Annotated in this window: 22 protein-coding genes and 1 tRNA gene; 16 read left to right on the top strand and 7 right to left on the bottom strand. The window is 64.5% G+C overall.

The features are described from left to right. Positions 1–15: 15 nt before the first annotated feature. Genes ABZ720_RS07770 through ABZ720_RS07745 form a run of 6 tightly spaced genes read left to right on the top strand, consistent with a single transcriptional unit; the run spans position 16 to position 6,070 of the window. Positions 16–768, top strand: a complete 753-nt coding sequence (locus tag ABZ720_RS07770) for a hypothetical protein (protein WP_366554945.1) — start codon at positions 16–18, stop codon at positions 766–768. Between the two features lie 7 nt (positions 769–775). Continuing rightward, on the top strand, positions 776–1,588 hold the full coding sequence (locus ABZ720_RS07765; protein ID WP_366554944.1) for a 2OG-Fe(II) oxygenase: 813 nt from the start codon (positions 776–778) through the stop codon (positions 1,586–1,588). 55 nt (positions 1,589–1,643) lie between these two features. After that, positions 1,644–2,858, top strand: coding sequence for a glycosyltransferase (locus ABZ720_RS07760; RefSeq protein WP_366554943.1), 1,215 nt, complete (start codon positions 1,644–1,646; stop codon positions 2,856–2,858). Between the two features lie 38 nt (positions 2,859–2,896). Next, a complete protein-coding gene (locus ABZ720_RS07755) occupies positions 2,897–3,658 on the top strand; it encodes a hypothetical protein (protein WP_366554942.1) in 762 nt (253 codons plus the stop codon). 30 nt (positions 3,659–3,688) lie between these two features. Next, on the top strand, positions 3,689–4,579 hold the full coding sequence (locus ABZ720_RS07750) for a sulfotransferase domain-containing protein (RefSeq protein ID WP_366554941.1): 891 nt from the start codon (positions 3,689–3,691) through the stop codon (positions 4,577–4,579). 24 nt (positions 4,580–4,603) lie between these two features. Further along, on the top strand, positions 4,604–6,070 hold the full coding sequence (locus tag ABZ720_RS07745; RefSeq protein ID WP_366554940.1) for a hypothetical protein: 1,467 nt from the start codon (positions 4,604–4,606) through the stop codon (positions 6,068–6,070). On the opposite strand, the gene ABZ720_RS07740 is transcribed toward ABZ720_RS07745, so the two are convergent. Together ABZ720_RS07740 and ABZ720_RS07735 are read right to left on the bottom strand one after the other, a co-directional pair. Next, positions 6,065–7,141 (bottom strand): mitochondrial fission ELM1 family protein, encoded by a 1,077-nt coding sequence (locus ABZ720_RS07740; protein WP_366555168.1) that lies wholly within the window; start codon positions 7,139–7,141, stop codon positions 6,065–6,067. The genes ABZ720_RS07745 and ABZ720_RS07740 overlap by 6 nt on opposite strands. 4 nt (positions 7,142–7,145) lie before the next feature. Next, positions 7,146–8,870, bottom strand: a complete 1,725-nt coding sequence (locus ABZ720_RS07735) for an ABC transporter ATP-binding protein (RefSeq protein WP_366554939.1) — start codon at positions 8,868–8,870, stop codon at positions 7,146–7,148. A gap of 250 nt (positions 8,871–9,120) precedes the next feature. Between ABZ720_RS07735 and ABZ720_RS07730 the strand changes: the two genes are divergently transcribed. After that, positions 9,121–10,044 carry a sulfotransferase domain-containing protein gene (locus ABZ720_RS07730; RefSeq protein ID WP_366554938.1) on the top strand — a complete coding sequence of 308 codons (924 nt, stop codon included), beginning with the start codon at positions 9,121–9,123 and terminating at the stop codon, positions 10,042–10,044. 19 nt (positions 10,045–10,063) lie between these two features. On the opposite strand, the gene ABZ720_RS07725 is transcribed toward ABZ720_RS07730, so the two are convergent. Continuing rightward, positions 10,064–10,966: a hypothetical protein gene (locus ABZ720_RS07725; RefSeq protein ID WP_366554937.1), complete on the bottom strand. Its 903-nt coding sequence runs from the start codon at positions 10,964–10,966 to the stop codon at positions 10,064–10,066. A 144-nt stretch (positions 10,967–11,110) separates the two neighbouring features. Here ABZ720_RS07725 and ABZ720_RS07720 point away from each other — a divergent pair, with 144 nt between their 5' ends. From ABZ720_RS07720 to ABZ720_RS07705, 4 genes are read left to right on the top strand one after another with little or no spacing between them, the layout of a single operon-like run. Then, positions 11,111–12,439, top strand: coding sequence for a YihY family inner membrane protein (locus ABZ720_RS07720; RefSeq protein ID WP_366554936.1), 1,329 nt, complete (start codon positions 11,111–11,113; stop codon positions 12,437–12,439). Between the two features lie 33 nt (positions 12,440–12,472). Next, positions 12,473–13,498 carry an ABC transporter substrate-binding protein gene (locus tag ABZ720_RS07715; RefSeq protein WP_366554935.1) on the top strand — a complete coding sequence of 342 codons (1,026 nt, stop codon included), beginning with the start codon at positions 12,473–12,475 and terminating at the stop codon, positions 13,496–13,498. A 54-nt stretch (positions 13,499–13,552) separates the two neighbouring features. Beyond that, positions 13,553–14,326: an ABC transporter ATP-binding protein gene (locus tag ABZ720_RS07710; RefSeq protein WP_366554934.1), complete on the top strand. Its 774-nt coding sequence runs from the start codon at positions 13,553–13,555 to the stop codon at positions 14,324–14,326. Beyond that, the gene (locus tag ABZ720_RS07705) at positions 14,319–15,110 is read left to right on the top strand and encodes an ABC transporter permease (protein ID WP_366554933.1); all 792 of its coding nucleotides are present in this window, start codon (positions 14,319–14,321) and stop codon (positions 15,108–15,110) included. The genes ABZ720_RS07710 and ABZ720_RS07705 overlap by 8 nt, the downstream gene beginning before the upstream one ends. Here ABZ720_RS07705 and ABZ720_RS07700 read toward each other — a convergent pair. Next, positions 15,073–15,294, bottom strand: a complete 222-nt coding sequence (locus ABZ720_RS07700; RefSeq protein ID WP_366554932.1) for a DUF4169 family protein — start codon at positions 15,292–15,294, stop codon at positions 15,073–15,075. The genes ABZ720_RS07705 and ABZ720_RS07700 overlap by 38 nt on opposite strands. Before the next feature lie 216 nt (positions 15,295–15,510). Here ABZ720_RS07700 and ABZ720_RS07695 point away from each other — a divergent pair, with 216 nt between their 5' ends. After that, positions 15,511–18,798 (top strand): AsmA family protein, encoded by a 3,288-nt coding sequence (locus tag ABZ720_RS07695; RefSeq protein ID WP_366554931.1) that lies wholly within the window; start codon positions 15,511–15,513, stop codon positions 18,796–18,798. Here the strand turns inward: ABZ720_RS07695 and ABZ720_RS07690 are convergent. From ABZ720_RS07690 to ABZ720_RS07680, 3 genes are all read right to left on the bottom strand, one after another. After that, the gene (locus tag ABZ720_RS07690; RefSeq protein WP_366554930.1) at positions 18,731–18,997 is read right to left on the bottom strand and encodes a ribbon-helix-helix domain-containing protein; all 267 of its coding nucleotides are present in this window, start codon (positions 18,995–18,997) and stop codon (positions 18,731–18,733) included. The genes ABZ720_RS07695 and ABZ720_RS07690 overlap by 68 nt on opposite strands. A 5-nt stretch (positions 18,998–19,002) precedes the next feature. Beyond that, positions 19,003–20,412, bottom strand: coding sequence for a class II fumarate hydratase (gene fumC / locus ABZ720_RS07685; RefSeq protein WP_366554929.1), 1,410 nt, complete (start codon positions 20,410–20,412; stop codon positions 19,003–19,005). A gap of 112 nt (positions 20,413–20,524) precedes the next feature. Continuing rightward, a complete protein-coding gene (locus ABZ720_RS07680; RefSeq protein WP_366554928.1) occupies positions 20,525–20,788 on the bottom strand; it encodes a hypothetical protein in 264 nt (87 codons plus the stop codon). 344 nt (positions 20,789–21,132) lie between these two features. Between ABZ720_RS07680 and ABZ720_RS07675 the strand changes: the two genes are divergently transcribed. The 4 genes from ABZ720_RS07675 to clpX all read left to right on the top strand — a co-directional run bounded on the left by ABZ720_RS07675 (position 21,133) and on the right by clpX (position 25,111). Continuing rightward, a tRNA-Leu gene (locus tag ABZ720_RS07675) sits at positions 21,133–21,215 on the top strand. A gap of 99 nt (positions 21,216–21,314) precedes the next feature. Beyond that, positions 21,315–22,805, top strand: a complete 1,491-nt coding sequence (gene tig / locus ABZ720_RS07670; RefSeq protein WP_366554927.1) for a trigger factor — start codon at positions 21,315–21,317, stop codon at positions 22,803–22,805. A 208-nt stretch (positions 22,806–23,013) separates the two neighbouring features. After that, entirely contained in the window at positions 23,014–23,685 is a 672-nt protein-coding gene (gene clpP / locus ABZ720_RS07665; RefSeq protein WP_366554926.1) for an ATP-dependent Clp endopeptidase proteolytic subunit ClpP, read from the top strand. A 160-nt stretch (positions 23,686–23,845) separates the two neighbouring features. Then, a complete protein-coding gene (clpX, locus tag ABZ720_RS07660) occupies positions 23,846–25,111 on the top strand; it encodes an ATP-dependent Clp protease ATP-binding subunit ClpX (protein WP_366554925.1) in 1,266 nt (421 codons plus the stop codon). Positions 25,112–25,323: the final 212 nt, after the last annotated feature.

The raw sequence follows: 25,323 nt of genomic DNA, 5'->3' as shown, positions 1-25,323 counted from the left end.
AATCTGCGAGCTGTGATGTTCTTCTCCTTCGACACCCTGCACCTGCGCTATGATCCTTTCCCCATCGGGGTGGCGCGTCCGCTCATGGCTGCAGACACCTATGGCCGGCTGGTCGAGAGCTACCCGCCGCTGGAGCTGTTCCAGTACTTCTCCAAGGTGGGGCACAAGTATGTGCTCTCCGAGAAGTTTAACGCCGAGAACTACGACCGCTTCATCCGCGAGAACGCGCTCTGGCGGGATTTCCACGCCTGGGTCAAGAGCGATGATTTCTCGTATGGCGTGATGCACATGCTGCGCGAGCACGGCATCGATCTGGGCTATGACGCGCCCACGCCGCCGGCCAAACGGCTGATGAAGCGCGCCAAGGCGCTGGCCAAGCGGCGCACGACCCAGATGGAGCCGAACCTCAAGGCACGCTTCGAGTTTTCCATGCTGCCGGCCGACGGCGGCTCGGTGACGCCCCACAGCGATGAACCGGGCAAGGTGGTGACCCTGGTGATCTCCATGCTGCAGGACGGCGAGTGGGACCCGGCCTATGGCGGCGGCACGGACGTGAACAAGCCCAAGGACGAGCGCCGGCTCTTCAACCGCATGAACGCCAAGGCGGCCTTCGAGGAAATGGAAATCCTCGACAGCTTCCCCTACGAGCCGAACCAGGCGGTGATCTTCGTCAAGACCTTCAACTCCTGGCACTCCGTACGCCCCATGACGGGCCCGGAAGGCATGCTCCGGCGGACGCTGACCATCAACATCGAAGCGCGGGGGTGAGGGCGTAATGTACTTCTCTCTCGAGAACCTTCAGTTCGACTACAAGCCCTATCCCATCGGCATTGCGCGTCCGGTCATGGCGCCGGAGGTCTATCGTCAGTTCGTCGATGCCTTCCCGCCCATGAACCTCTTCGTGGGCTACGGCGACATGGGCACGCCCGGCGTGAAGTTCACGCTGTCGGAAAAGGAGAACCCCGAGAACTATCAGAAGTTCGTCAAGGAGCATCCGCTTTGGCGAGAGTTCTATCGCTGGGTCAAGTCGGACGACTTCATCTTCATGGTGCTGGCCGCCTTGCGGGACCGGCACATCGATCTCGGCTACGATAAGTATAAGGAGCGGCAGCCCTATCTGCGTCGGACACTTCGCGAACTGCGTCAGGGGCGTCTCAACCTGTCCACCCCGGGGCTGACCACGCGCTTCGAGTTCTCGGCCCTGCCGGCCGACGGCGGTTTCCTGCCGCCCCACACCGACGCTCCCTCCAAGATCATCACGCTGGTTTTCTCGATGGCGGACGAGGCGGAAGCCTGGGATCCGGCCTGGGGCGGCCAACTGGATGTGAATGTGCCCAAGGACGAGCGCTGGGCCTACAACTACCACAACACGCTCTCCGACTTCTCGGACATGGATGTGGTCAAGAGCTTTGCGTACCAGCCGAACCAGTGCGTGGTTTTCGTAAAGACCCACGATTCCTGGCATTCCATCCGCCCCATGCAGGGCCAAGGGGTCTCGGCGTTGCGCAAGACGCTCACGATCGTGATCGAGGACACGGCGCGCCAGGGCACCATGGGCGGGTCCCGGCGGAAGCGGAAGCAGGCGTAAGAGCCATGGCTGCGCGCCCCCCGAAGCACTCTGCGATCCTTGAGGGGCTCGCCACATGGCGCGCATAGCGCTCCTGTTCAACAGCTTCCAGGTTGGCGGCATCGCGCGCAGCAACATCCGGCTTGCCCGGGAGTATCTGCGGCGGGGTCATCAGGTGGACTTGCTGGTGGGAACCCGGAAGGGGGAACTCTACGACGAGAAGCCGAGGGAAGCCCGCGAGTTGGTCCTAAAACGGGGCAATAAATGGAGCACGGCCCTTTCGGTTGCGACGATGTTCAAGGGCGCGCTTTCCGATCGGTTGCGCCTGGCCCACGAAGTGGCTGCGTCCTCCGGGAAGACACGTTACGGCGATGCTCTCGCCCGATACATCAAAACCAATAAGCCCGATGTGATTTTCGCCAGAACCGCGCCGCTCATTGTATCCGCTCTGGTTGGCCGCCATCGCGCAGGCGTTCAGACGACAGTTATCGGTTCAGAGCACAACAGGTTGGCCGTGAATCAGGACGCTGCGGATCGTCCGGAGTGGCGCTATGGATTGCAGCCGAAAGTGCTTCGCCCCTTCTACGAGGAGTGCGACGCTCTGATTGCCGTTTCGGAAGGGATCAGGCAGGAGATCCTGGATGCCACAGACATGGATGGCGCCAAGGTGCACACCATTCACAATCCCGTGGTCGATGAAACGATCCTGGAACAGGCCGCCGCGCCTGTGCCGCATCCCTGGCTGGAGGATCCTGCGGTTCCGGTGATCGTGACGGTCGGAAAGATCAATCCGCAGAAAGACCACAAGACGCTGCTTCGGGCCTTCAGTCTGGTGCTCGAGCAGCGGGATGCCCGGCTGATCGTGGTCGGTGGCACAAGAGACAATGAAGCCTCTCTAACCTACCGGAAGGAAGTTGAGGAGGAAGCGCAGTTCCTGGGTTTGAGCGACAAGGTTCATTTTGCCGGCCACAAGAACAACCCCTTCGCGTATGTGCGCCCTGCTTCCCTGTTCGTGCTTTCCTCCTTGTGGGAGGGGTTCGGGAACGTACTCGTGGAAGCCATGGCTTGCGGCTGCCAAGTGGTCAGCACGGACTGCGTCAGCGGTCCGCGGGAGATCCTCGACGGAGGGCGATATGGTGCGCTCGTTCCGGTTGGCGAGCCGGCCCGGATGGCGGAGGCCATTCTAGCGGCGCTGCAGGAACGACGCGCCCCGGAAGAACTCACGGATCGCGCCAGTGCCTTCAGTGTGGAGGGAGTTGCCGAGCGCAATCTGGCCTTGGCGGGAATCTGATTTTTCTCGACATACTTTAGAAACAAGTTTGAAAAACAATGACCATTGTATCCTTCAAACATAAATTCATATTCATCAAAACGAGGAAGACCGCCGGCACCAGTGTCGAGGCCTTCCTGAGAAATATCTGTGGCGAGAAGGATATCGTGACTCCGGTATCGCCCGATGACGACTACCCGCTTGTGATGCAGGGGCTCTACCCGAGAAACTACTCCAACGACAAGGAAGGGGAGCAGGTCTACGTCGCCCTGATTCGCGAAGGAAAATTTGAGGAAGCCCGGGCGCATCTCAAGAGAATGAAGCGCCCTTTCCGCAATCACATGCCGATCGCGGTGGTGCGAAAAAAGCTCCGGAAGCCGCTGTTTTTCATGCGTGCACACAAGTTGACAGTGGAGCGGCACCCTTTTGGCTTCGTTCTGTCCCGTGCCGCCTATGATAAACGCAAAGAGAATCCCGGAGACAACCAACCTCTTTCTCAGGAAGAGCTGGCGCGAGCTGTCCGCGACCTCTGCGTCCGGGCCCGCCGCTCTCCGGAAGTGCTTCCCCGGAACTGGGACATGTATGCCCGGGGAGGCAGGATTCTGGTTCAGAGGATCATGCGCTACGAATCCCTTGCCGAGGATCTGAAGAAGTTCACCGATGATCTCGGCATAGAGGTCGATGTCGATCTGCCGCACATGAAGAGCGTGGGCGCGGGAGCGGAAAAGAATTTTTCCCTGATAGATGACAACTGCAAGCAATTCATTCGGGAGCACTTCAAGGAAACCTTTCGGGCGCTCAGTTACAATGCAAATGCTTGAGTTGCGCTTGACCCCGATGGGTGACGGAGCATGAGAGTTTGCGCGCATATTGGGCTGCACAAGACCGGCTCGACCTGGCTGCAGGACAGTGTGTTTCCCGCCATATTGAGGGGAACGGATTGGCGGTTCTTCGAAGACAGGGCCAAGGTGTCTAAGGACAAGGCTTGGCGCTTTCTGGAGGACTTCGATCCGGAACGTGACCCTGGCCGCTATATGATTTCCTGTGAGAATCTGAGTGGTTCGATCGATATAAGCAGGAAAGCCGGGGAGAACTGGTCGCAATATCGTGACTGTATAGAGTTCCTGGAACACAGGTCCTATGGTCTAGGGATGATTGTCGGATTCCGGAATCATAAAGACTGGCTAGTGTCCGCATATCTTCAGACAGAGGCAAACTACATTAACGTGAAATCGTTAGATGATTACGTGGAGGAATTCACGGATGATGATCTGTCCTGGTCCAGGAGGGTTCGCGAGGCGCGCGATTCGGGATTGCCTGTGTTCTTTTACTTTTTGGAAGAAGTCGCCAGCGATGGGAACAAGGTCGTAGACGAGATCTGCCAGTTCCTGGGCATCGATCCCGCGTGCGACGGTCTGAAGCTGTCCGAGGACGTGCGGAACTCTCGCAAGGCCTCGTCGATCTCTACCTCCGTATACAAGGGTGTTCGTGTGTTTGGGCGCAGCGCTCCCGGCCGCGCTTTGAAGAAATCAATGCGACGTGTCTCTGGCGGGAGGATTCGCATCGAGTATGACCGCGCCGCGGAATGGGCCAGCGCGCGGGCGGCGTCAATCGGCGGCCGACGCAGGGCAACGCCCGCGCTGCACCTTTCCAAGGCGCGCCGCGAGTTCCTGGAATGGGACATGGCAGAGGCGATGCGACTGGTGGAGGAAACCAGAGGGCGGCAATTGAAGTTTGATTGATTATATTTTCCAAACAATTGGCACATGCCGGAAATGAAATTCAAGTACGAAAAAAGTGTAGTCGATTCATTTCACGATCAGGTGACTGTTAAATATTGCGGGATCCAGGTTTCAAAAATTATAGAGAAGGGTATCCGGAAGCTGCTTCTTGATGGCCATTTGAATGGCCCGTCTGGAAAAATTGATGATCTTCAAAGAAAAGTTGCCGAATGCTTTTCGTCGGCTCTCTGGCTGACGCGACGACGCAACAGTGCACCGCCTTGGTCGCCGGGTGACACCCTGTTCGTTTGCCACAACGAAACGGGATTCAGCGGCGTTTCGCCCTTGGTCAAAGAGATGAGTGCGCAAAAAAGGGCATGCGCGGTGATCCTGCCCGAGGAAGGGCGCAACTGGTCATCGTTGCCCCCCCGTCATGAAGGCGAGACGTGGGTGTTTGGCGCATCCTTTTCCGAAGCCCCGCGATCCGCAGAGATCAAAGCGATCGTCAGGGCCTTCAAGAAGCAGACATCCGCCTTTCTTCTGCAACATCACCTGCAGAATAAAGTCCCGATAAGGTCGGATTTGGTTGCGCAAGCCAAGCATGCGCTAACGCGGATCGAACTGATCAGAAGTTGGATCAAGCGCGCTGAACCCGGCCGGATTGTCGTGAACCAGCCGAAGGAAGAACCGCTCTACTATTCGCTCGCCGGCAGGGTGGAGGGGGTGCCAACCGTGATCGTGCCGCATGGAGTGCTGCGAGGACGTGATGTCTTCCGCCCCGCCTTTTACGACCTTGGGCTTTTCGATGTCGGTGTCGTTCGCTCGTACCGCTGCGCGGTAATCGCACACTCCCTGAATCCGAGCATGCGGACAATCGTGACGGGTTTCTCCGGATTTGGCTCAACGTTGGCGTCTGGCCGGGATCCAGGTTCGGAGGGCGCGCTGGACCAACCGGGCCAAGTGCTCCGTGAGGGGATCTTCCGGGTCGGCATGGCCGCCGACAAGGATCTCCAGGATGTGAATGAGGTGGCCGCAGCGGCGGCGCGCGCCGGCGTCATGCTGTTCGTCAAGGGGCGCCCGCCCGGAAGGGATGGCCCGCTGTTGCAGGAGGCGATTGGCGCGCATCGGGGTTTCAAGGCGCTTCCGCACGAAGCGATTTCCCTAGATGAGTTCCTGAATTCGGTCGCGGGCATCGTCTGCACCCGCTCCAATGTGGCGTTTCACGCCGCTGCGCAAGGCGTGCCCGTAATCTACTGGAGGGGGGTGAAAGCCCGGCAAACGTCCGCTGGCCCACGCAATGCGGACAGTTCCGACACACCAGAAGGCCTGGCTGTCGAAGACGTCGCGCTCGAAAGTCCGAGGGACGTGGAGGAACTCGTGGAAACCCTATCGAAGTGGCGCGCCGATGGTGCCGAAGCGCTCGAGCGGCGAAGGCAGAAGCAGATCCAGTGCTATGCTCGATGGTTTCCGCAGTACGACCCGGAAGTCATCCTGCGCAGTATGCTCTCATAGCAGGCCGCGGATGCGTGCAGCGACGCAATTGGCGTTGTCCTCGAAGCTTTGTTCGCTGTCCGGAAAGCCTTCCGACAGGAAGGAGGCGGCGTAATGTGCTCTCAGCGTTTCATGCAGGCTGCTGAAATCGCGTGTCAGGCCGATTGACGGCGCGACCTGCTCCAGAACACGTCCCACCGGCTGGACCTGCATGAAGGCGTGCAATCGCGAAGCCACGACCCCTCCAAGCCCGCTGAAGAGTTTGCGGTTCTTAGGCAGTGGCGCAATCGCAAGGGGTTTTCCCATGCGCACCACCTCGACCATCATCGAAATGCTGTCACCGGTAACCACAAAGCGGTCGGCCGAGCCCAGAAGCGCGAGATAGGGATTCTCCTCTGCGGAGGCTTCCGGCGTCCAGCGGAAGAAGCGAGCGTTTGGCGGTAGAGACTTCGCGAGAGCTTCCACGGCTTCCTGGGACGTGCGACGGCTGGTGGAAACGTAAAGGCTGCCAGCGTCGTCTGTCGCCTGTCGGACCTGCTGCAGGAGATGCCGTGCCTCCTCCGGGCCGAAGCGGAAAGGCTTGGTCGCGCCGCCCACCAGGACGGCAGTCAGAGGTCGCGACAGAGCCGCAAGCCGCTCGCCCCACTCTGAGGTGGCTTTCGCGACCGCCTGGGCGTCGGCCCGCATGAGCGGGAGATCGAGCTTCACGACGTTCGCACGCTCAGGCATCCGGTACTGGCCGGTGGCAATCACCAGGTCGAACTCGTCGAAATAGCGTTTAGGACGGCCGATGAGTACGATTTTGGTTTTGCCGCCGGACTGCCGCTTCACCCAAAGGGCGGCCATCGCTGGCCGCCGGCCGATGGTTATGACCAGATCCGGCCAGGGCGGCTCGAGACGGTCGCAACGAGGCAGATCCAGGTGGTGAAGGGATGCTTTGAAGGGTGGCTTGCCGTGAACCCACTGCTCCTTGAAACGCAGCTCCTTGCGTTCGCTCGGCAGGCCGAGCTCTTCGGCCAGGACGTTGACCTGGGCATTGTCGCCCAGCTTGTCTCCGACGATGAGCCAGATTCTTGGGCCGGCATTGCGCATCAAGCTAGGCTTGCCGTTCACGCTTCAAGGGAAGTGGCGCGCGGATTTCCCGAAGTGCGCCATCGGACAGTTCCAGGATCTGATCAGCGATCTCCAGCAGCTGCGGCCGGTGCGTGATGGTAATGATCGTGTGGTCCTCGGACAAAGAGGCCAGGGTCTGGCAGATTTCCAGTTCCGTCTCGGGGTCCAAGGCAGAGGTGACCTCGTCCAGAATCAGAAGCTCGGGCTTACCGATCAGGGCCCGGGCCAGCGCGATGCGCTGGCGCTGGCCACCGGAAAGGCGTGATCCCCGCTCGCCTACGGTCGAGTGGATCCCCTCCGGCAACTGCTCGATAAAATCCCAGGCGCCGGCAAGTTTGAGCGCTCTGACAATCTCCTCTTCCACGATGCCCGGATCGCCAAGCGCCACGTTGGCGGCAATGCTGTCGTGGAACAGCACCAGTTCCTGCGCGACGTAGCCGATGCGGCTGCGCCACTGGTCGAGGTCGATTTCCTCCAACGGCACGTCATCGATCAGGATGCGACCGCTGTCGGGGCAGTACAGCCCCAGGAGCAGATCGGTGATGGTGGTCTTCCCGCCTCCCGAAGCCCCCATCAGCACGGTCAGGCTGCCGCGGGCCAGATCGAAGGAGACGTTCTTGAGCACCGGCCGTTCGCCGAAGCTGAAGCAGACCTGCTCGAAACGGCAGCTTTGCTCGAACGTCGGTGTCCGCGTTCCCTGCCAGGATTCTGCACTTTCGCGCACATTGGCGGTCAGTTCGCTGAGAGCCTCGTGTGAAGCGCCCTGGTTGACGGCGGTTTGATAGTCCCGCTGGATCCGGCCGATCTTATTCACCGTCTGCACAAGCACCAGCGCAATGATGAGCAGTTCGCCCAAGCCTGCCGCGTCGAAGGTCAGGGCGCTCCAGAGGGCGACGCCGAGCAGGAGGATGAAGAGGATCTGCTGCGAGGCCTTCAGCCACTCCTGGCTGTTGACCTGGCGGCGCAGTGCCCGGCGCAGGCGGACGATCTTCTTGTCCACCATGCTCTCGAAAGCGGCCTGCTTCGCCATCGCCTTCAGGGGCTTCACGTTGGAGAGACCGTCCGTGAGATAGGCGATCATCTCGCTGGTCCGCTTGGTCTGCTCTCGCCCGGCCCGCTTCGACTGGCGAACGAAGCGATGCAGCGCAATGCCGATGAGCGTGCAGACGATGACCGCGCCGAGCGCGATCTTCCATGCGATCAGGAACGCCAGGATGATGTAGATGAGCGTCTGGACCGTATTCGCGATGAAGGTCGCCGTGCTGACATAGGCGCGACCGGCCCGTGTCGCCTCGTTGCTCATGGCCGAGGCGATGCGGCCCACTGGCTGGCTGGCGAAAAAGGACCAGCGTACTTTGAGCAGCCCATCCACGAGGTCCCGGCGCAGTTCCGTCGAGACGGTGGCGGCTGCATGGCCGACGAGGCGCATGGCCACGAGGGTCATCAACGCCTTCCCCACGATGCCGCCGACGATGATCAGCAGCAACACCTCCAGGGTCGGATCGATGCCCAGCCAGGCGAAGGCGTCGGCCATGATCAGGCTGAGTTCCGATTGCTCCTCGTTGCCGTCATCGGTGGCCAGGGCGATCAGCGGCAGGGCACCGGCAATGCTCAGCCCCTCTGCCGAAGAGGCGAGAAACAGGCAGAAGAGGACAAGCCACGGGTTGGCGCCCTTGAAGGTGAAGAAGAGTCCGAGAAGCTTGATCATCGTCCAATCCGGGCGATGCCACTGGTGGCGAGCGGTGCTCGCAGTGGCCTCTGTGCAGTGGGAAGAACACTTAAGGCGGGCGCCACTGCGGCGCAAGGAGAGCCGAGGTGCTGTAAGGACGCAGGCTTCCCGGTTTGACCTCTCTGGGCTATCACTGGATAACCCGTGGCCAAGCCGCACTGATCGACCGGGCAGAGATGCCTGCCGGAGGACAGTGGGTTTTCCGAGCAAGGCAGACAGAGGTTCAAACGTGGTCTATCCCCCCCTCCGCATCGCCTCCAAGCGTGCCGGCCGGGCGCTTCGGCTGCTCACGGCCGTGACCCGCTCGCCTGAAGCGCGGCTGGCGCTGGAGCGGCGGCTGCGCGGCGAGGAGGAGTTTCGCAAGCTGAGCCAGGCCGATGCGGTTTTCGTGTCCTACGGCAAGGCGGGGCGCACCTGGCTGCGGGTGCTGATCAGCCGGGTCTATCAGGTGCGCCACGGCCTGGCCGAGCGCCACATGATCGGCTTCGACAATCTGCACTGGCGGGTGGCGGCGATCCCGAAGCTGATGTTCACCCACGACAACTACCTCAAGGACTACACCGGTCACGCCGAGGACAAGCGCGACTACTACGGCCACAAGGTCGTGCTGCTGGTGCGCCATCCGGCGGACACGGCGGTTTCCCAGTTCTTCCAGTGGAAGTTCCGGATGCGTGACCGCAAGAAGGCAATGAACCGCTATCCGGGGCAGGGCGCCGCAGTGGAGGTGGGGGATTTCATCATGGATCCCGATGCCGGCCTGCCGAAGATCGTTGCGTTCATGAATCTCTGGGCCCAAGAGTTCCCCAAGCTCCAGGGCAGTCTGCTGCTGCGTTACGAGGATCTGCGCAGCGATACGGCCGGGCAGTTGGGGCGCGTCTTTGCATTTCTCGGAACACCGGCGAGCGATGAGGAGCTGCAGGAGGCGGTGCGCTTCGCCTCGGTGGAGAACATGCGCCAGATGGAGGCCAAGGGCACCTTCTGGCTGGCCGGCAGCCGCATGCGCACGCGCGACAAGAGCAATCCCGATGCCTACAAGGTGCGCCGGGCCAAGGTGGGGGGCTGGCGCGACTACCTTGACGAGGCCAAGGCCGCGGAGGTCGAAACCTACTTGCGTGAGCGCCTGGACCCGATGTTCGGCTACAGCGAAAGCTGATAGCGGGCGCGCCGCGCTCTCACGCCGCCATCTTCGGCGTGCGGTCGAGCAGCTCGAAGGCGTCGTGGCGGAGGTGGTTGAGGGCCATCTGCTGGCGGAGCTGCTCTTCGCTCAGGATGCCCTGGTCCAGACATTCGCGCACCAGGCCGAAGAAGAAGCGCTCCTGGTTTCGGTCCGGGTGGCGGATGTATTTGCCGAGCAGGCCGTGGGCGCCGAAAAGCTTGTGGCGCAGGCGCATAACCGGGCCCAGCAGGGGGATGCCGTAGGACTTCTCGGCCGGTGTCCAGTCGATCGGCAGGCCGGTCTTCCAGGGCTGGGTCAGCCGCCGGGTGTTGTGCAGCAGGCGGGTGTCGTCGGCCAGGCGGTCGAAGTCGTTCCAGACCGTCTCGAAAAAGCCGATGCTCTCCGGATCCTCCAGCTTCAGGCAGATCCAGTCCATATAGTCCCGCTCGAAGCGAAAGAGTTCGTCGAACTGTTCGGCGCAGCGCCAGTGGGTCAGCTTTGCGCAGTCCAGCAGCATGACGGAGGAGGCGAGGCAGCCGCTCTTGCCTTTGAAGCCTGAGCGCGGGCGGCACATGATGGCCTTGCCCTGCATGTCACGTGCCAGCAGTTCGCCCACGTCGCCGACCCCAAAAATGTCGGGGTCGATCACCAGGGCGCGGCCCTCGTAGCCCATCAGCTCCGGCGGCATAAAGCGCAGCGGCGTGAAGGACTGCAGGTCGTTCATGGTCCAGCGGCGCTCGAAGCCGTCGCGCAGGAAGACCTCGCCTTCCTTGGCGGCCAGGAAGGGATGGCCGTCGGTGTGGATCGGCTTGACGTCGAAACTGTCCGGCTGCCGGGCGTTGCGCTTCAGCGAGTACTCGGACACCACGGCGCCCAGCCACTGCTTGTCGTTGGTGTGGATGAAGACTGTGGGTTTCACCGGCGGCCATCCAGTCAGAGCTGTCGTTGGGGAAGCTTTCGCGTATCAGATAGTCATAGCGGCGGCAAGGTCGAGCCCCTGCGGCCACATTGGCCAATTGCCGGCGCTGTATTCCTTGGAGGCGGCAGGCTAAAAGACAATCCCATGACCGAAACGCCCCCATCGCCCCAGCCGACTGGGACAGCCGTCGACCCCGAAGCACCGGCTGCGCAGAGCCGCGCCCGGCAGCTCTGGCATTTCCTGCGCCATGTGGCGGCGCGCTTTCTGGAGGATCGCTGCCCACAGCTCGCAGCTGGGCTCAGTTACGCCTCGCTGCTGGCACTGGTGCCCTTGATGGCCATCGGCCTGGCGTCGCTGACCGCCTTTCCGGCCTTCGACAATGCCCAGGAGCAGCTCAAGAACCTGATCTTCGAGGCCCTGCCGCCGGAACAGGCCCTGGCGGCCGCGGAGCAGATGGATGCGCTGCTGGCCAACGTCGCCAACCTCACCGGCCCCGGTGTGCTCGCCCTGGCGGTGACGGCCATCCTGCTGCTCTCCAACGTGAATGCTTCGCTGAACGCCATCTGGCATGTGCGCGAGCGGCGGCCGCTGGCCTTGCAGTTGCTGGTCTACTGGGCGCTGCTGACCCTGGGGCCGCTGCTGCTGGGTGCCTCGATCTCGGTCTCCGGGGTCGCCTTCGGCTTGTCTGAGAGCTATCTCGGCTTTCTGGGCGAGGGCATGCAGTTGGTCTCCCGCCTTTTGGCCGTGATCCTGGCGATGCTGGCCTTTTCGGTGCTGTTTCTCGTTGTCCCGAACCGTCCGGTGGGCATCGCGGCGGCGGCGCTGGGCGGTGGGGTTGCGGCCGTGGGATTCGAGCTGTTGAAGTTCGGCTTCGGCCTCTACATCACCAACTTCCCAAGCTACCAGGTGGTCTATGGCGCGATGGCGGCGCTGCCGATCCTGTTGATCTGGATCTACCTGGTCTGGATCGTGGTCCTGACCGGGGCCGAGGTGGCTGCGACCTGGCCAGAGTGGCAGGCCGCACAGCTCCGTGGCTTCGAGGGCTGCGGGCCGCTCGATCGCCTGCCGCTGGCGCTTGCCGTGCTGCAGCGCTTGAAGGCTGCGCAGATCGACGGTGGACCGCTGCGCCGGCGAGACCTGGTGCGGGATCTGCCCATGCCGCCGGCGGAGGTCGATCTGGTGCTCTCAAACCTGCGCCGCGATGGCTATATTGCCACAACTCCGGGCGGGCGCTGGCTGCTGGCGCGCACGCTGGAGGGCCATCGCCTGCGTGATCTGCTGGATAGCCTGGATCTGATCCTGGAGCCCTCGCGGCATTGGCCGCCGCCCGTGCCGGCCATCCTCTCCCGGGTGCGCGAGGGCGTCACTGGGCCGCTGGATGTCGGCCTGGACAGTCTTGTCCAAGCGGGGCAGGTTGCGCCCGAACCGACCGAGGCCGATGGGCCTCTGCGCAGCCACGAGGCTGACGCGTGATTTCGACAGCTTGATTGCTTGGGAGAGAGAGTCTTGAAACGCCTGCTGCTCGGCGCTGTCTGCGCCCTTTCGCTAACCGTTGGCACCGTTGTGCAGGGAAACGCCGAGGCCGCTGACGAGATCACCGTGGCCGCGCTCACCTTCGTGTCGAGTTCGCCGCTCTTCATTGCGCAGGAGCGGGGCTACTACGAGGAAGAGGGACTGGACGTTTCCTTCGAGTTCTTCCGCGCCGCCCAGCCGGTGGCCGTGGCCATTGCCTCGGGCGATGCCGATTTTGGGGTGACGGCTTTCACCGCCGGCTTCTACAACCTGGCCGCCAATGGTTCGCTCAAGGTGATCGGTGCCCAGAGCCGCGAAGAGCCGGGCTTCGAGTTCTCCGCTTACCTCGCCTCCAATGCGGCCTGGGAGGCAGGCCTCAAGGCGCCGGAGGACTTGCCGGGGCACGAACTGGGCATCACCCAGCGCGGCTCCAGCTTCCATCTCATGCTGGGCCTGCTGGCCGAGGAGCTGGACTTCGACGTCGACGCGGTGAAGCTCACCACCCTGGAGGCCGTGCCCAACATGATGAGCGCGGTGTCAACCGACCAGGTGGATGCGGTCATCCTGCCGGGCTGGCTGGCGCGCCGGATCGAGGGCGAGGACGGCGGCCGCATCATCGGCTGGGTGCACGACTACACGCCCTATCAGCTGGGCGGCCTCTTTACTTCGAGCGACAACGTCGAGGAACGTCGTGACGTGGTGGAGCGCTTTGTGCGCGCCTATCAGCGCGGCGCGGCCGACTATGCCGAGGCCTTCCATCGGTTCGATGAGGAGGGTAACCGCGTGTTCGGCGAGGAGGCCGAGGCGCTGATCCCGATCATCCAGCAGTACACCGATGCGACGCCGGATGCCATCAAGGCCAGCGCCAGCTACATCGACCCGGAGGGGGCGCTGGACGTGGGCTCGGTCTATCAGCAGGTGGAATGGCTGCAGGGCCAGGGCCTGGTCGCGGCCCAGGCCGATCCGGCCAGCTTCATCGACCTCAGCTTCATCGACAGCCACTTCAATCTGCCGGAATGAGGGGCGGGCGCCCCGTGCCTTCGGTGTGGGGCGCCGCAAGCAGGTTCTGATCCCATGCAAGTGATCGCCGAGGCCATCGGCCACGACTACGGTCCCTTGCCGGTGCTCGAGGACGTCGACCTTGCGGTGCGTGAGGGCGAGGTCCTGGCGATCATCGGCCCCTCGGGCTGCGGCAAGTCCACGCTGCTGTCCATCCTGGGCGGACTGCTCCATCCCAGCCGGGGGCGGGTGCTGCTCAAGGGACAGCCGCCGGCCGACTGTCTCAACCCGCTCACCTTCGTGTTCCAGGACTTCGCCCTGCTGCCCTGGCGCTCGGTGGCGGGCAATGTGGAGCTGGTGCTGGAACATCACCGCCTCGGCGGCGTGGAGCGTCGGCGCCGCGTAGCCGATGCCCTGGCTCGCACCAGCCTTTCGGATTTTGCGGGCGCGCTGCCCAAGCAGCTGTCCGGTGGCATGCGCCAGCGTGTCGGCATCGCCCGCGCCCTGGCGGTGCAGCCGGCGGTGTTGCTGTTGGACGAGCCGCTCTCGGCCCTGGACGCCCAGACCCGCGAACTGCTGCTTGAAGACTTCGAGAGCCTCTGGGTGCGCGAGCGCACCACCGCGATCTACGTCACCCACAATCTCTCCGAGGCACTGCGGCTGGCGGACCGGGTGGCGGTCTTCTCCCGCCGGCCCGGGCGGCTCAAGGAACTGGTGGAGATCCCACTGCCGCGCGGTCAGCGCAGCGGCGCCAAGGCGCAGGCCGAGCTGGCCGACTTGCACGAGCGCCTCTGGGGCCTGATCCGCGCCGAGGCGCAGAGCGCCGTGACGGAGCTGGAGCATGGCTGAGGCGGTGCGCGAACTGAAGTTTCGCGGCGGCGGCTTCGCGCCGGGGCGCAAGCGCTGGACGGCGCTGGTCTTCTTCGCCCTGGTGCTGGGGATCTGGCAGCTGGCCGGCAGCCGCGGCTGGGTCAGTCCGCTGTTCCTGCCCAGCCCGCTGGCCATCTTTGAGGCGCTGCGCGCCGAAGCGGTCAGCGGGAATCTCTGGATTCACCTGACGGCTTCCCTGCAACGCATCGGGATGGGCTGGGTGCTGGGCACGCTGGCCGGGTTGGCGCTGGGCCTGGCTATGGGGCTCTTCACGCTGGCACGCTCGGTCGGGCTGCCGCTGGTCTCCGCCTTCTTTCCCATCCCGAAGATCGCGCTGCTGCCGTTGTTCATCCTCTGGTTCGGCATCGGCGAGGCCTCCAAGCTGGTGACCATCGGCATGGGCGTCTTCTTTCCGACCGTGGTTGCAGCCTATTCCGGCGTGGACACGGTGCCGCGCAACCTTGTGCGCATGGCCCAGTCCTTCGGTTTGCCTTACTGGGCCATCGTCTGGAAGGTGGTCCTGCCGGGCGCCATGGCCACCATCGTGGCCGGTTTCCGCATCACGGTCTCTCTGGCGCTTATCCTGGTGGTGGCGGCGGAGATGATCGGGGCGGAGTACGGGCTGGGCGCTTTCATCATCTCGGCCGGCCACCTGATGATGACCGACCGCCTGCTGGGCGGCGTGGTCTGCCTCTCGATCCTCGGTTTGCTTGCCGGCACCGGCATCACTCTTCTGGAGCGTCGCCTGCTTCACTGGCGTTAGGCGCTGCGTTCCGCTCCAGGCGGTGGCCCTCCAGTCGAGCCTCTTCCTTCTGCCGACGGCTGTCCTCCGTGGCGCGTTCTTGCTTGCTGCGGCCGAACTGGCTGCGCTGTTGGGCGGCCCTCGCGGTCGCCTCGGCGCGCTGCTTGCCCTTGCGGGCCCGGCGCAGATTGATGATTTCCGCCATCGGCTTCTGCCTGCCTTCCACTTCTGCACCGCAGCAGACACACCGCTTGCGGCTGCGGCCTCAATGTCACGCCAGGTGCTAAACCGCGGGAGATCTTGCGATAGCCTTGCCACGCTTCGTTGCGAAACTGCAACAGAGACCTTAGGCTGCGGCCGTTCCAACCCGGTTTTTCGTTGAAGAGGGTGCCTTGCAAAACCGGCATCCGGGGTATCAACCTTGAGAGCGCTGCTGCTTACCCTGCTGTCGCTGATGCTGCTGGCCGTCGTCGCCGTGGCGGTGGTTCCGGGCTTTATCGACTGGCAGGCCGCGAAACCACGGCTGGAAGCCGAACTGTCCCGGGTTCTCGGCCGGGAGGTGGCGGTGGACGGAGCCCTGTCCCTGCGCCTGCTGCCGCGGCCCTGGCTCACGGCCGAGGGCTTGCGGGTCGCCAATCGCGCTGAGGGCTCGGAACCCGAACTGCTGCGGGTCGCCCGCCTCGAAATGCGGGTCGCCGCCCTGCCGCTGGTCTCCGGACAAGTCGAGGTGCAGTCGCTGCGCCTGGTGCGCCCCGTGCTCCTGCTCGAGCGTCTGCCCGACGGCGGCGGCAACTGGCGCAACGAGGATGCAACACTGCTGCTCGGCCGCTCGGCACAATTCATCGAGGCCTTGAGCCTGGAAGCGGTGGAGTTGCGCGATGCGGAAATGGTCTGGCGCGACCATCGCGCCGGTCGGGAGGAGCGTCTCTCGAGCATCGATGCCCGACTGACGGCTGAAAGCCTGCCGGGGCCGCTCTCGGCCGAGGGGCGTCTGCGCTATCAGGACGAGGAGGTCCGCTTCGACGTCGATCTCGGCCGTCCGGACGGGCAGGAACGTCAGGCGATGCGGTTGGAACTGGGCCTGCCGGAGGCCGGGGAGACCGCCTTGCGGCTGGTCGGCCGGCTCCTGCCAGGTGCGACGCTTGGCTTCGACGGGCAAGTGGAGGTGCAGGCCGCCGATGCTGGTGCGCTTTTCGATGTGCTGCCCTTCGGCGTGCTGCCCGGTTTCGACTTGTCGCGCCCGTTGCAGGCGCAGGCGTCTGTCCGTTGGGACGGACGGGCGGCCGAACTGGGGGATCTGGCACTCAGCATTGCGGAGGCTCGGCTGGAAGGACGGGCGCGGGTCCGTCCGGGGCTGGAGCCACGGCTTGACCTCGATCTGGCGGCTCGGGTGGTCGAGCTTGACGGTCTGCTGCGGCCGGAGGTGTTGCTCTGGCCGCGCCTGCAGCTTCCCGAGGCGCTGACGGGCGATTTCAAGCTTGCCATCGAGCGGCTGCGCTGGCGTGGAGAAACCCTGCGCCGGCTGGACCTTGCCGGCCGCTTTGCCGGTGACACCCTGGAACTGGACGAAGCCGGGGTGCAGTTGCCCGGTTCGAGCCACGCCTCCTTTACCGGTCGCTGGCGCCTGGCCACCGACGCGCCGGGCCTGACGGGGAGGGTGCAGGCGCGTTCCACCAATCTCCGGGCGCGGTTGGACTGGCTCGGTGTCCCGGTGGACTCCATCGATCCGGAGCGCCTGCGTCGCTTTGAGCTTTCCGCCCGACTGGAGGCGGGTCCGGAACTCGTCACGCTGAGCGATCTGGCGCTGGACGTCGATTTTACGCAGATCACCGGCGGCTTCGCCTTTGCGCCTCGGGCACGCCCGGGGCTGGGGCTGCGCCTGCAGGCCGATGAGGTCAACCTGGACGCCTACATCGCACCGCGCTGGCTGCAGCAGCGGGATTGGCTGGATGCCTTCGATGCCAACTTCGACCTGACAGCCGAGCGGCTGACCCTGAAAGGGCGCCGGGCGCAGGCGGTGGCGGTGGAAGGCGCTTTGCGCGGGGGAAGCCTCGATCTCGCGGGTCTGCGCATTGGCGACCTGGCGGGCGCGACGATCCAGGCGAGCGGTCGCCTTGAAGGCCTGTCGGAACCGCGCCCACGCCTGCAGGACAGCGGGTTCCAGGCCGAAATCCCCGACAGTGCCCGCTTCCTGGAGGATCTGGCACTTGGGGCACCGCCGCTGCTGCATCGGCTGGGTGCCGTGGTGATGGCCGGCTCCCTGGCCAGTGACGAAGCGGCGGCGGATCTCTCGCTGGATCTGACGGCGCTGGGGGCCTCGGCGCGCCTGTCGCTGCGCAGCAGCCTGGACGGGGAGGGGAAGGAGATCGAGTCCGGCGAGTTGGTGGTCGACGATCTCTCACCCGCTGCCGCTGCCCGCTTGCTCGGCCATGCCGGCAGTCTGCCTGAGTCCGATGCCCGCCTGGAGCTGACAAGCGCCTTTGCTGGCAGCGCGGACCACCTGGAGCACAGCACCCACCTGACCCTCGATGGCGGTGCGCTGCAGCTTGACGGACACCTCAGCCAGGCCTGGTCGCCCGCCGCGCGGTTGGAGGCCGATCTGCGGCTGCAGCACGAGGATTGGCTGCGCCTGGCCGGGCTGCTGACACCCGAGGTTCCGGCCCTGCCTGCGGGGCCGCTCGACCTGGAGGGGCATTTGCGCGCCAACGCGGCGGAACTGACCTTGGAGTCTGCTCAGGGCAGCCTGGCCGAGCTTGCCGTGAAGGGGGATCTGTCCTGGAGCCGGAGCGCTGCGCGCCCGAGGCTCGACCTCGCGCTGGAAACAGGCGCCATGACCGGCACCTGGCTGGCGCCCCTGCTGCCCGCCGCGCTGACGGCGCCGGGGCTGTGGCGCGACACCGACGGCAGTTGGTCGCGCCGGCCCATCGATCCAGCAGCCCTACAGGCCTTCGATCTGGCGGCCGATCTCAGAATCGCGCGCCTGTCGCTGGGACACCTGGCACTGGAGAATGTGACACTGGTGCTGGAGCGCGCCGGTGGCCGACTGAGCCTGAGCGACCTGCAGGGCTCGCTGGGTTCCGGTCGCGTCTCCCTGAACGGCCATCTGGCGCGGACGGGTCTGGATCGCCTGGCACTCGTGCTCGAGCTGGAAGGGGCGGCGCTTCCCCTTGCGGCGCTCGCACAAGGGACTTCATGGGGTGACGGTGATCCGGCAGGCAGTGTCGGTCTCGCGCTGAACCTGGCGACGCGTGGCAGTTCCGTCGCGCAGCTTGTCGCCGGTCTGGAAGGCGTGGCGCAACTGGATGGCGCGTTCCACTGGCGCAGTGTGCCCGAGGGCGGTGAAGCGCCGCTGCTGGAGGGGCTGCTGCAGGCGCTGCAAGCGCGCGAGGGTCGGGCGCGCGGACATCTTACGGCCGAGGCCGGCGTGATCCGTGCCGGGGATCTGGCACTGATCGGTGAAGAGCGCTTCCTGGCCTTCGATGGTGTGCTGGCGGATCTGCGCCGGCAGCGAAGCGCGCTGACGATCGAGGTGAGCGCGCCTGGCGAAACCGAGCCCGCCGGCCGCCTGCGCATCGGCGGGCCGTTGGATGCGCTCGATCTGCGCTGGGAAGCCCGGGAAACCGCAGCCGAACCGCTGCCGCTCACTCCTCTGCCGGCTGTGTCACCTGCGCCAGCTTCTCGCGCAGACGGCGCACCACGTAGACCCTGATTGCGCCGGAGAGACCGATGGTGGTCTCGCCCTCGGCCACGCGCTCGCGATCCAGGCGGGCGATCAGCGCTTGCAGGGACAGTCCTTCCTCGGCGGCAAGGCGCTTGAGCTCATCCCAGAAGACCTGCTCCACCGAGAGCGAGGTGCGGTGCCCGGCCAGCGTCACGGAACGTTTGCGCAGCCGGCCGGGCACGGTCACGGGTGTCAGCCCCGCTTGCGCGGGCCGATCATCTCTTCGGGACGCACCCATTCCTCGAACTGCTCCGCGGTGAGCAGACCCAGTTCGACAGCCGCCTGCTTCAAGGTGGTGTTCTCGGTATAGGCCTTCTTGGCCACCTTGGCGGCATTGTCGTAGCCGATATGGGGATTGAGCGCGGTCACCAGCATCAGCGACTCGCGCATCAGGGTGTTGATGCGCTCTTCGTTGGCCTCGGTTCCCGCGATGCAGTTGTCCAGGAAGGACTCGGCCGCGTCGCCGATCAGTCGTGCCGACTGCACCAGGTTGTAGACCATCACCGGCTTGAAGACGTTGAGCTCGAAGTGGCCGTTCGACCCGGCCACGGTGATGGTGGTGTGATTGCCCATCACCTGGGCGCAGACCATGGTCATGGCCTCGGCCTGGGTCGGATTGACCTTGCCCGGCATGATCGAGGAGCCGGGCTCGTTGGCGGGCAGCAGCAGCTCGCCGAAACCGCAGCGCGGGCCGGAGCCCAGCAGGCGCACGTCGTTGGCGATTTTCATCAGGGAGACGGCGACGGTGTTGAGTGCACCGGAGGCTTCCACCACCGCGTCGTGGGCGGCCAGGGCCTCGAACTTGTTGGCGGCCGTGCGGAAGGGTTGGTCGGTGATCCGCGCCACTTCCTCGGCGAAGGCTTCGGCAAAACCTTCCATGGCGTTGAGGCCGGTGCCAACGGCCGTGCCGCCCTGGGCCAGTTCCATGAGTCGGTCCAGCGTGCCTTCGATGCGGGCGATGCCGTACTCAACCTGCTTGGCGTAGCCGGAGAATTCCTGCCCCAGGGTGAGCGGCGTCGCGTCCATCAGATGGGTGCGGCCGATCTTGATGATCTCGGCAAAGGCCGCGGCCTTCTCGCTCAGCCCGGCGTGCAGGCGGCGCAGCTTCGGCAGGGTGTTCCCGGCCAGGGTCTCCACCGAGGCGATGTGCATCACCGAGGGGAAGGTGTCGTTCGACGACTGCCCCATGTTGCAATGATCGTTGGGATGGACCGGGCTCTTGCCACCGCGCTCACCGGTCAGGATCTCGTTGGCCCGTCCGGCGATCACCTCGTTGGCGTTCATGTTGGACTGGGTGCCGGACCCCGTCTGCCAGACCACCAGCGGAAAGTGGTCGGTCAGCTTGCCGTCCACGACTTCCTGGGCGGCCTGGCACATGGCCTCGCCCAGCTTGGCGTCGAGCACGCCCAGCGCCATGTTGCTGCGCGCGGCCGCCAGCTTCTGGATGCCGAGTGCGCGCACCACCGGAGCCGGCATGCGTTCCCCGCCGATGCGGAAGTTCTGCAACGAGCGTTGGGTCTGGGCGCCCCAATAGCGGTCCGCGGGGACCGCTATGTCACCCATGGAATCGCTTTCGATGCGCGTGTCGGTGCTGTCGGCCATGGTGCTCCTCCGGCTGCTCAGGCGGGACTGGCGCCCTTGTACCACGCCGGCGCGCGGCGGCAACGCCCCGTGCACGCCCACAGCACGCCCACAGACACACCCGCAGAGCCGATCAGGCCGCGCGTGGCCGCCGCTTCAGCACCACGACTTCCGGCGCGCTGCGCGGCACGCCCTTGCGCGTGGTGGTGAGGGTGAAGCGCGAGCGGGCCCGCTGCGGCTTGCGCTGGGCATGCCAGCTGCGCACCTCCTCGATGTCGAGCCCCATCAGCGAGGCGACGATTTCCAGCTGTTCCTCCGGCTCCTGGGACAGCCCCTCGGCAGCAGCGAGGGCTTCTTCCATCTCCGGCGGTTCGTATTTGGTGCGATACTGGGCCATACCTGTCATCTCCTCCAGCGCGTGCGGCCTTCCATTCATTGCAGATAGGTTTGCGGATGCTGCGGTGCAACACAACCGACTTTCGAGTGCATCGGCCTTGAGCCCACTGCATGGCAGCCGCGGGTCGCTGCCGGGAAAAGCGGCCCCTGTCGGCGATATAGACTGGACTCACCCCGGCCGTTCGTCGTACACGCCCTGCGACACAAGCGTGCCACCCGCGTGGTTGCGCAGGGATACACACAGGACGATCGCTTGACGGTGGCTCCTGGTTCCCTTCGCTTTCCGCGTCCGACTTGCGTTCGCCATGGGCGACCGGGCGGGCCGGCGCGAACCGGGGGGCTGGAGCGGGCGTGGCGGAACTGGTAGACGCGCTGGTTTTAGGTACCAGTGGGCAACCGTGGGGGTTCGAGTCCCTCCGCCCGCACCAGAACCGACCGGATTGCGCTTCGCCCCGTGGTATTCCTGAGCGCTGCGCGTTTCGGCGTGTGAATTTCAAAGCTAGTCAGACGAAAGAGGCCCCACCCTCATGCAGGTTACCGAGACCCTGGCCGAAGGCCTGAAGCGCGAATACAAGGTCGTGATCAGCGCCGCCGACATCGACGAGAAGGTGGGCGCGCGCCTTGAGAAGCTCAAGGACGAGGTCCGCATCCCCGGTTTCCGGCCGGGCAAGGTGCCAACCTCCCTGGTGAAGAAGCGCTTCGGCCAGGCCGTTCTGGGCGAGGTGCTGCAGAGTGCATTGCAGGACTCCTCCAAGCAGGCGCTGGATGAGCGCGGCCTGCGCCCGGCGGCCCAGCCCGACGTCGAGGTTGTCTCCTTCGAGGAGGGCAAGGATCTCGAGTACGATCTCAAGCTGGAGATCCTGCCCGAGATCGAGCCGATCGCCTTCGAAGAGATCGAGCTGGAACGCGTGGTGGTGGAGCCCACCGACGAGCAGGTCCAGGAAGGCCTGGACCGTCTTGCCCAGCAGCAGCGCAGCACCAAGCCGCTCGAGGAAGAGCGGCCGGCGGCAAGCGGCGATGTGCTGGTCGTCGACTTCAAGGGCACGGTGGACGGCGAGGCCTTCCCCGGCATGGAAGCCGAAGATCATCACCTGGAGCTGGGCTCCAACTCTTTCGTTGCCGGCTTCGAGGAGCAACTCGTCGGCAAGAACAAGGGCGATGACGTGGAGGTCCGGGTCACCTTCCCCAACGCCTATGGCAACGAGAAGCTGGCCGGCAAGGAAGCCGTCTTCCAGGTTCAGGTGAAGGACGTGCACCAGGCCGTGCCTGCCGCCATCGATGATGAGCTGGCGAAGAGCCTGGGCCAGGAGTCGCTGGACGAGTTGAAGGAGCGGCTGCGCGAATCGCTCTCCAACGAGTACCAGCAGGCCTCACGCAGCCTGATCAAGCGCAAGCTGCTCGATGCGCTGGCCGAGCGGGCGAGCTTCCCGGTGCCGGAAAAGCTGGTGGACATGGAGTTCGGCGGCATCTGGCAGCGCATCGAAGAGGATCGCAAGGCCGATCGTCTCGATGACGAGGACAAGGGCAAGGACGAGGAGACGCTCAAGCGCGAGTATCGCGCCATCGCCGAGCGTCGGGTTCGTCTCGGCCTGCTGCTGGCCGAGGTCGGCCGCCAGGAAGCGATCGAGGTCTCCCAGGAGGAGCTGCAGCAGGCGCTGATCGGCGAGATGCGCCGCTATCCGGGCCAGGAGCAGGCGCTCTTCGAGTTCTATCAGAAGAACCCGGGCGCCCTGGCGAACCTGCGCGGCCCGCTGCTCGAGGAGAAGGTCGTCGACCACATCCTCGAGAAGGCCAAGGTGAGCGAGCGCACGACCGATCGCGACGGCCTGATGGCCGAGCTGGAGGCGATCGACAACGCGCCGGAAGTGCCGACCGAAGCCACTGCAGAGGCTGCCGCTCCGGCTCCGGGAACGACCCCGGAATCGGCCCCGGAATCAGCTGCGGATACGCCGGCCGATGATGCGGCTGCGGCCAAGGCTGATGCGGACGCCGAAGAGGACTCCGGGAAGGGCGCTTGAGCTCTCGGGGCTTGCGCCTCACACTCTGCTTCGAATCGAACGGCGTCGCTGCCGGCCACCCGGAAGATCAGTCCGGGCAGGTCGGCAGCGACGCCGTTCCTGGCCGTTTTCGGGGAGCCTCGCTCCGGCCAGCGCAAGTCTGCGCGGCTGACTCGAGGACCCTCCCGGATCCGGCCGGCCTGAAGCATGCCAAAGGGACCACTGGCCGATGACCGATCCGCACGACATCTACATGAATACGCTGGTTCCCATGGTGGTCGAGCAGACCAACCGGGGCGAACGCGCTTATGACATCTACTCGCGCCTGCTGAAGGAGCGGATCATCTTCGTCACCGGGCCGATCCACGACGGTGTGGCGACGCTGGTCTGCGCGCAGCTGCTCTTCCTGGAATCGGAGAATCCCACCAAGGACATCTCCATCTACATCAATTCGCCCGGTGGCGTGGTGTCGGCCGGGTTGGCGATGTACGACACCATGCAGTATGTCCGGCCCGACGTCTCGACCGTCTGCGTCGGCCAGGCCGCGTCGGCAGGGTCGCTGCTGCTCTGTGCCGGCACCAAGGGCAAGCGTTTCACCCTGCCCAATTCCAAGATCATGGTGCACCAGCCCTCGGGCGGGTTTCAGGGCCAGGCCACGGACATCGAAATTCACGCCCGCGAGATCATTGCCGTGCGCGCCCGCCTCAACCAGATCTATGCGGAACACTGCGGCCAGGACATCAAGGTCATCGAGGATGCCATGGAGCGTGACCGCTTCTTGTCTGCCGAGGACGCAAAGGAGTTCGGGTTGGTGGACGAGGTGGTCAGTCGCCGCAGCGATACCCCGGAAGGCGGCGAGGGCGCCAAGGGCGACGGCGGGTCCGACAAGGCCGGTTCGTGATCGTTGCCCAGGCCGCCCCTTGCGTCCGGCGCTGTTGAATGAAATTGTCGCGCTCGGGAGCCCACCCGGGCCACCCAGAGGTGGGCTGCCCTTTTTGCCGTTGTGTGACAGCTCGGCGTCTGTCTAACATGCTTGCGCTAAGGGACGCGAAGCGAGGATCATGAGTAAGTCTGGCGGAAGCGATTCCAAGAACACCCTCTATTGCTCCTTCTGTGGAAAGAGCCAACACGAGGTCCGCAAGCTCATTGCCGGCCCGACGGTCTTTATTTGCGACGAATGCGTCGAACTCTGCATGGACATCATCCGTGAGGAGCATAAGACCAGTCTGGTGAAGTCGCGCGATGGGGTGCCCTCACCGGGGGATATCTGCGAGGTTCTTGACGATTACGTCATCGGTCAGTCCCACGCGAAGCGCGTGCTCTCCGTTGCCGTCCACAATCACTACAAGCGCCTGGCCCATGGCCAGAAGAACAATGACGTCGAGCTGGCCAAGTCGAACATCCTGCTGGTCGGTCCCACGGGCTGCGGCAAGACGCTTCTGGCCCAGACGCTGGCGCGCATTCTCGATGTGCCCTTCACCATGGCCGATGCCACGACTCTGACCGAGGCGGGCTATGTGGGCGAGGATGTGGAGAACATCATCCTCAAGCTGCTGCAGTCGGCGGACTACAACGTGGAGCGGGCTCAGCGCGGCATCGTCTACATCGACGAAGTCGACAAGATTTCCCGGAAGTCGGACAACCCCTCGATCACGCGCGACGTCTCGGGCGAGGGTGTGCAGCAGGCACTGTTGAAGATCATGGAAGGCACCGTCGCCTCCGTGCCGCCGCAGGGCGGGCGCAAGCATCCGCAGCAGGAGTTCCTGCAAGTCGACACCACCAACATCCTCTTCATCTGCGGCGGCGCGTTTGCTGGCCTGGAGAAGTTGATCGCCAGCCGGGGCAAGACCAAGGCCATCGGGTTCGGCGCCGAGGTGGCTGGACCGGACGAACGCCAGGCGGGCGAGATCCTGCGCGGCGTGGAGCCGGAGGATCTGCTGAAGTTTGGCCTGATCCCCGAGTTCGTCGGCCGCCTGCCGGTGGTTGCGACCCTGGAAGACCTGGATGATGAAGCGCTGATCGAGATCCTCACCCAGCCGAAGAACGCTCTGGTCAAACAGTATCAGCGCCTCTTCGAGATGGAGGACATCACGCTGCAGTTCACCGACGACGCGCTGAAGGCCATCGCCGAAAAGGCGATCAAGCGCAAGACCGGTGCACGCGGCCTGCGGTCCATCATGGAGGGCATCCTGCTCGACCCCATGTTCGATTTGCCCGGACTCGACAGCGTCGAGGAGATCGTCATCAACCGGGAAGTCGTCGAGGGTCGCGGCCAGCCGCTCTATATCTATGCCGACCGACGAGGCGACGTCGGCACCAGTGCGTAGCACCTTCTGCGCCGTCGCCGGGCTTCCCCCGGTTCACGACGTATCCTGGTCGCGCGGACGAGGGGAGTGCCCCTCTTCCGCGTGCGACCGGGGCGATTTGAGCTTGTCGGACGGACGTCACCCATCACCCCCTTTGTACCCAGACCTTGAAGAGTGTCCCGGTGCAGCCAATTTGACGGTGAGCGCGCGATGCCTCTATGAGGGTCGCGGGC

Source organism: Aquibaculum sediminis, from assembly GCF_040712085.1.
Lineage (GTDB): Bacteria > Pseudomonadota > Alphaproteobacteria > Kiloniellales > DSM-21159 > Aquibaculum > Aquibaculum sediminis.
Note: the sequence above shows the minus strand (reverse complement) of the source record. Positions and strands in the feature narration are given on the sequence as shown.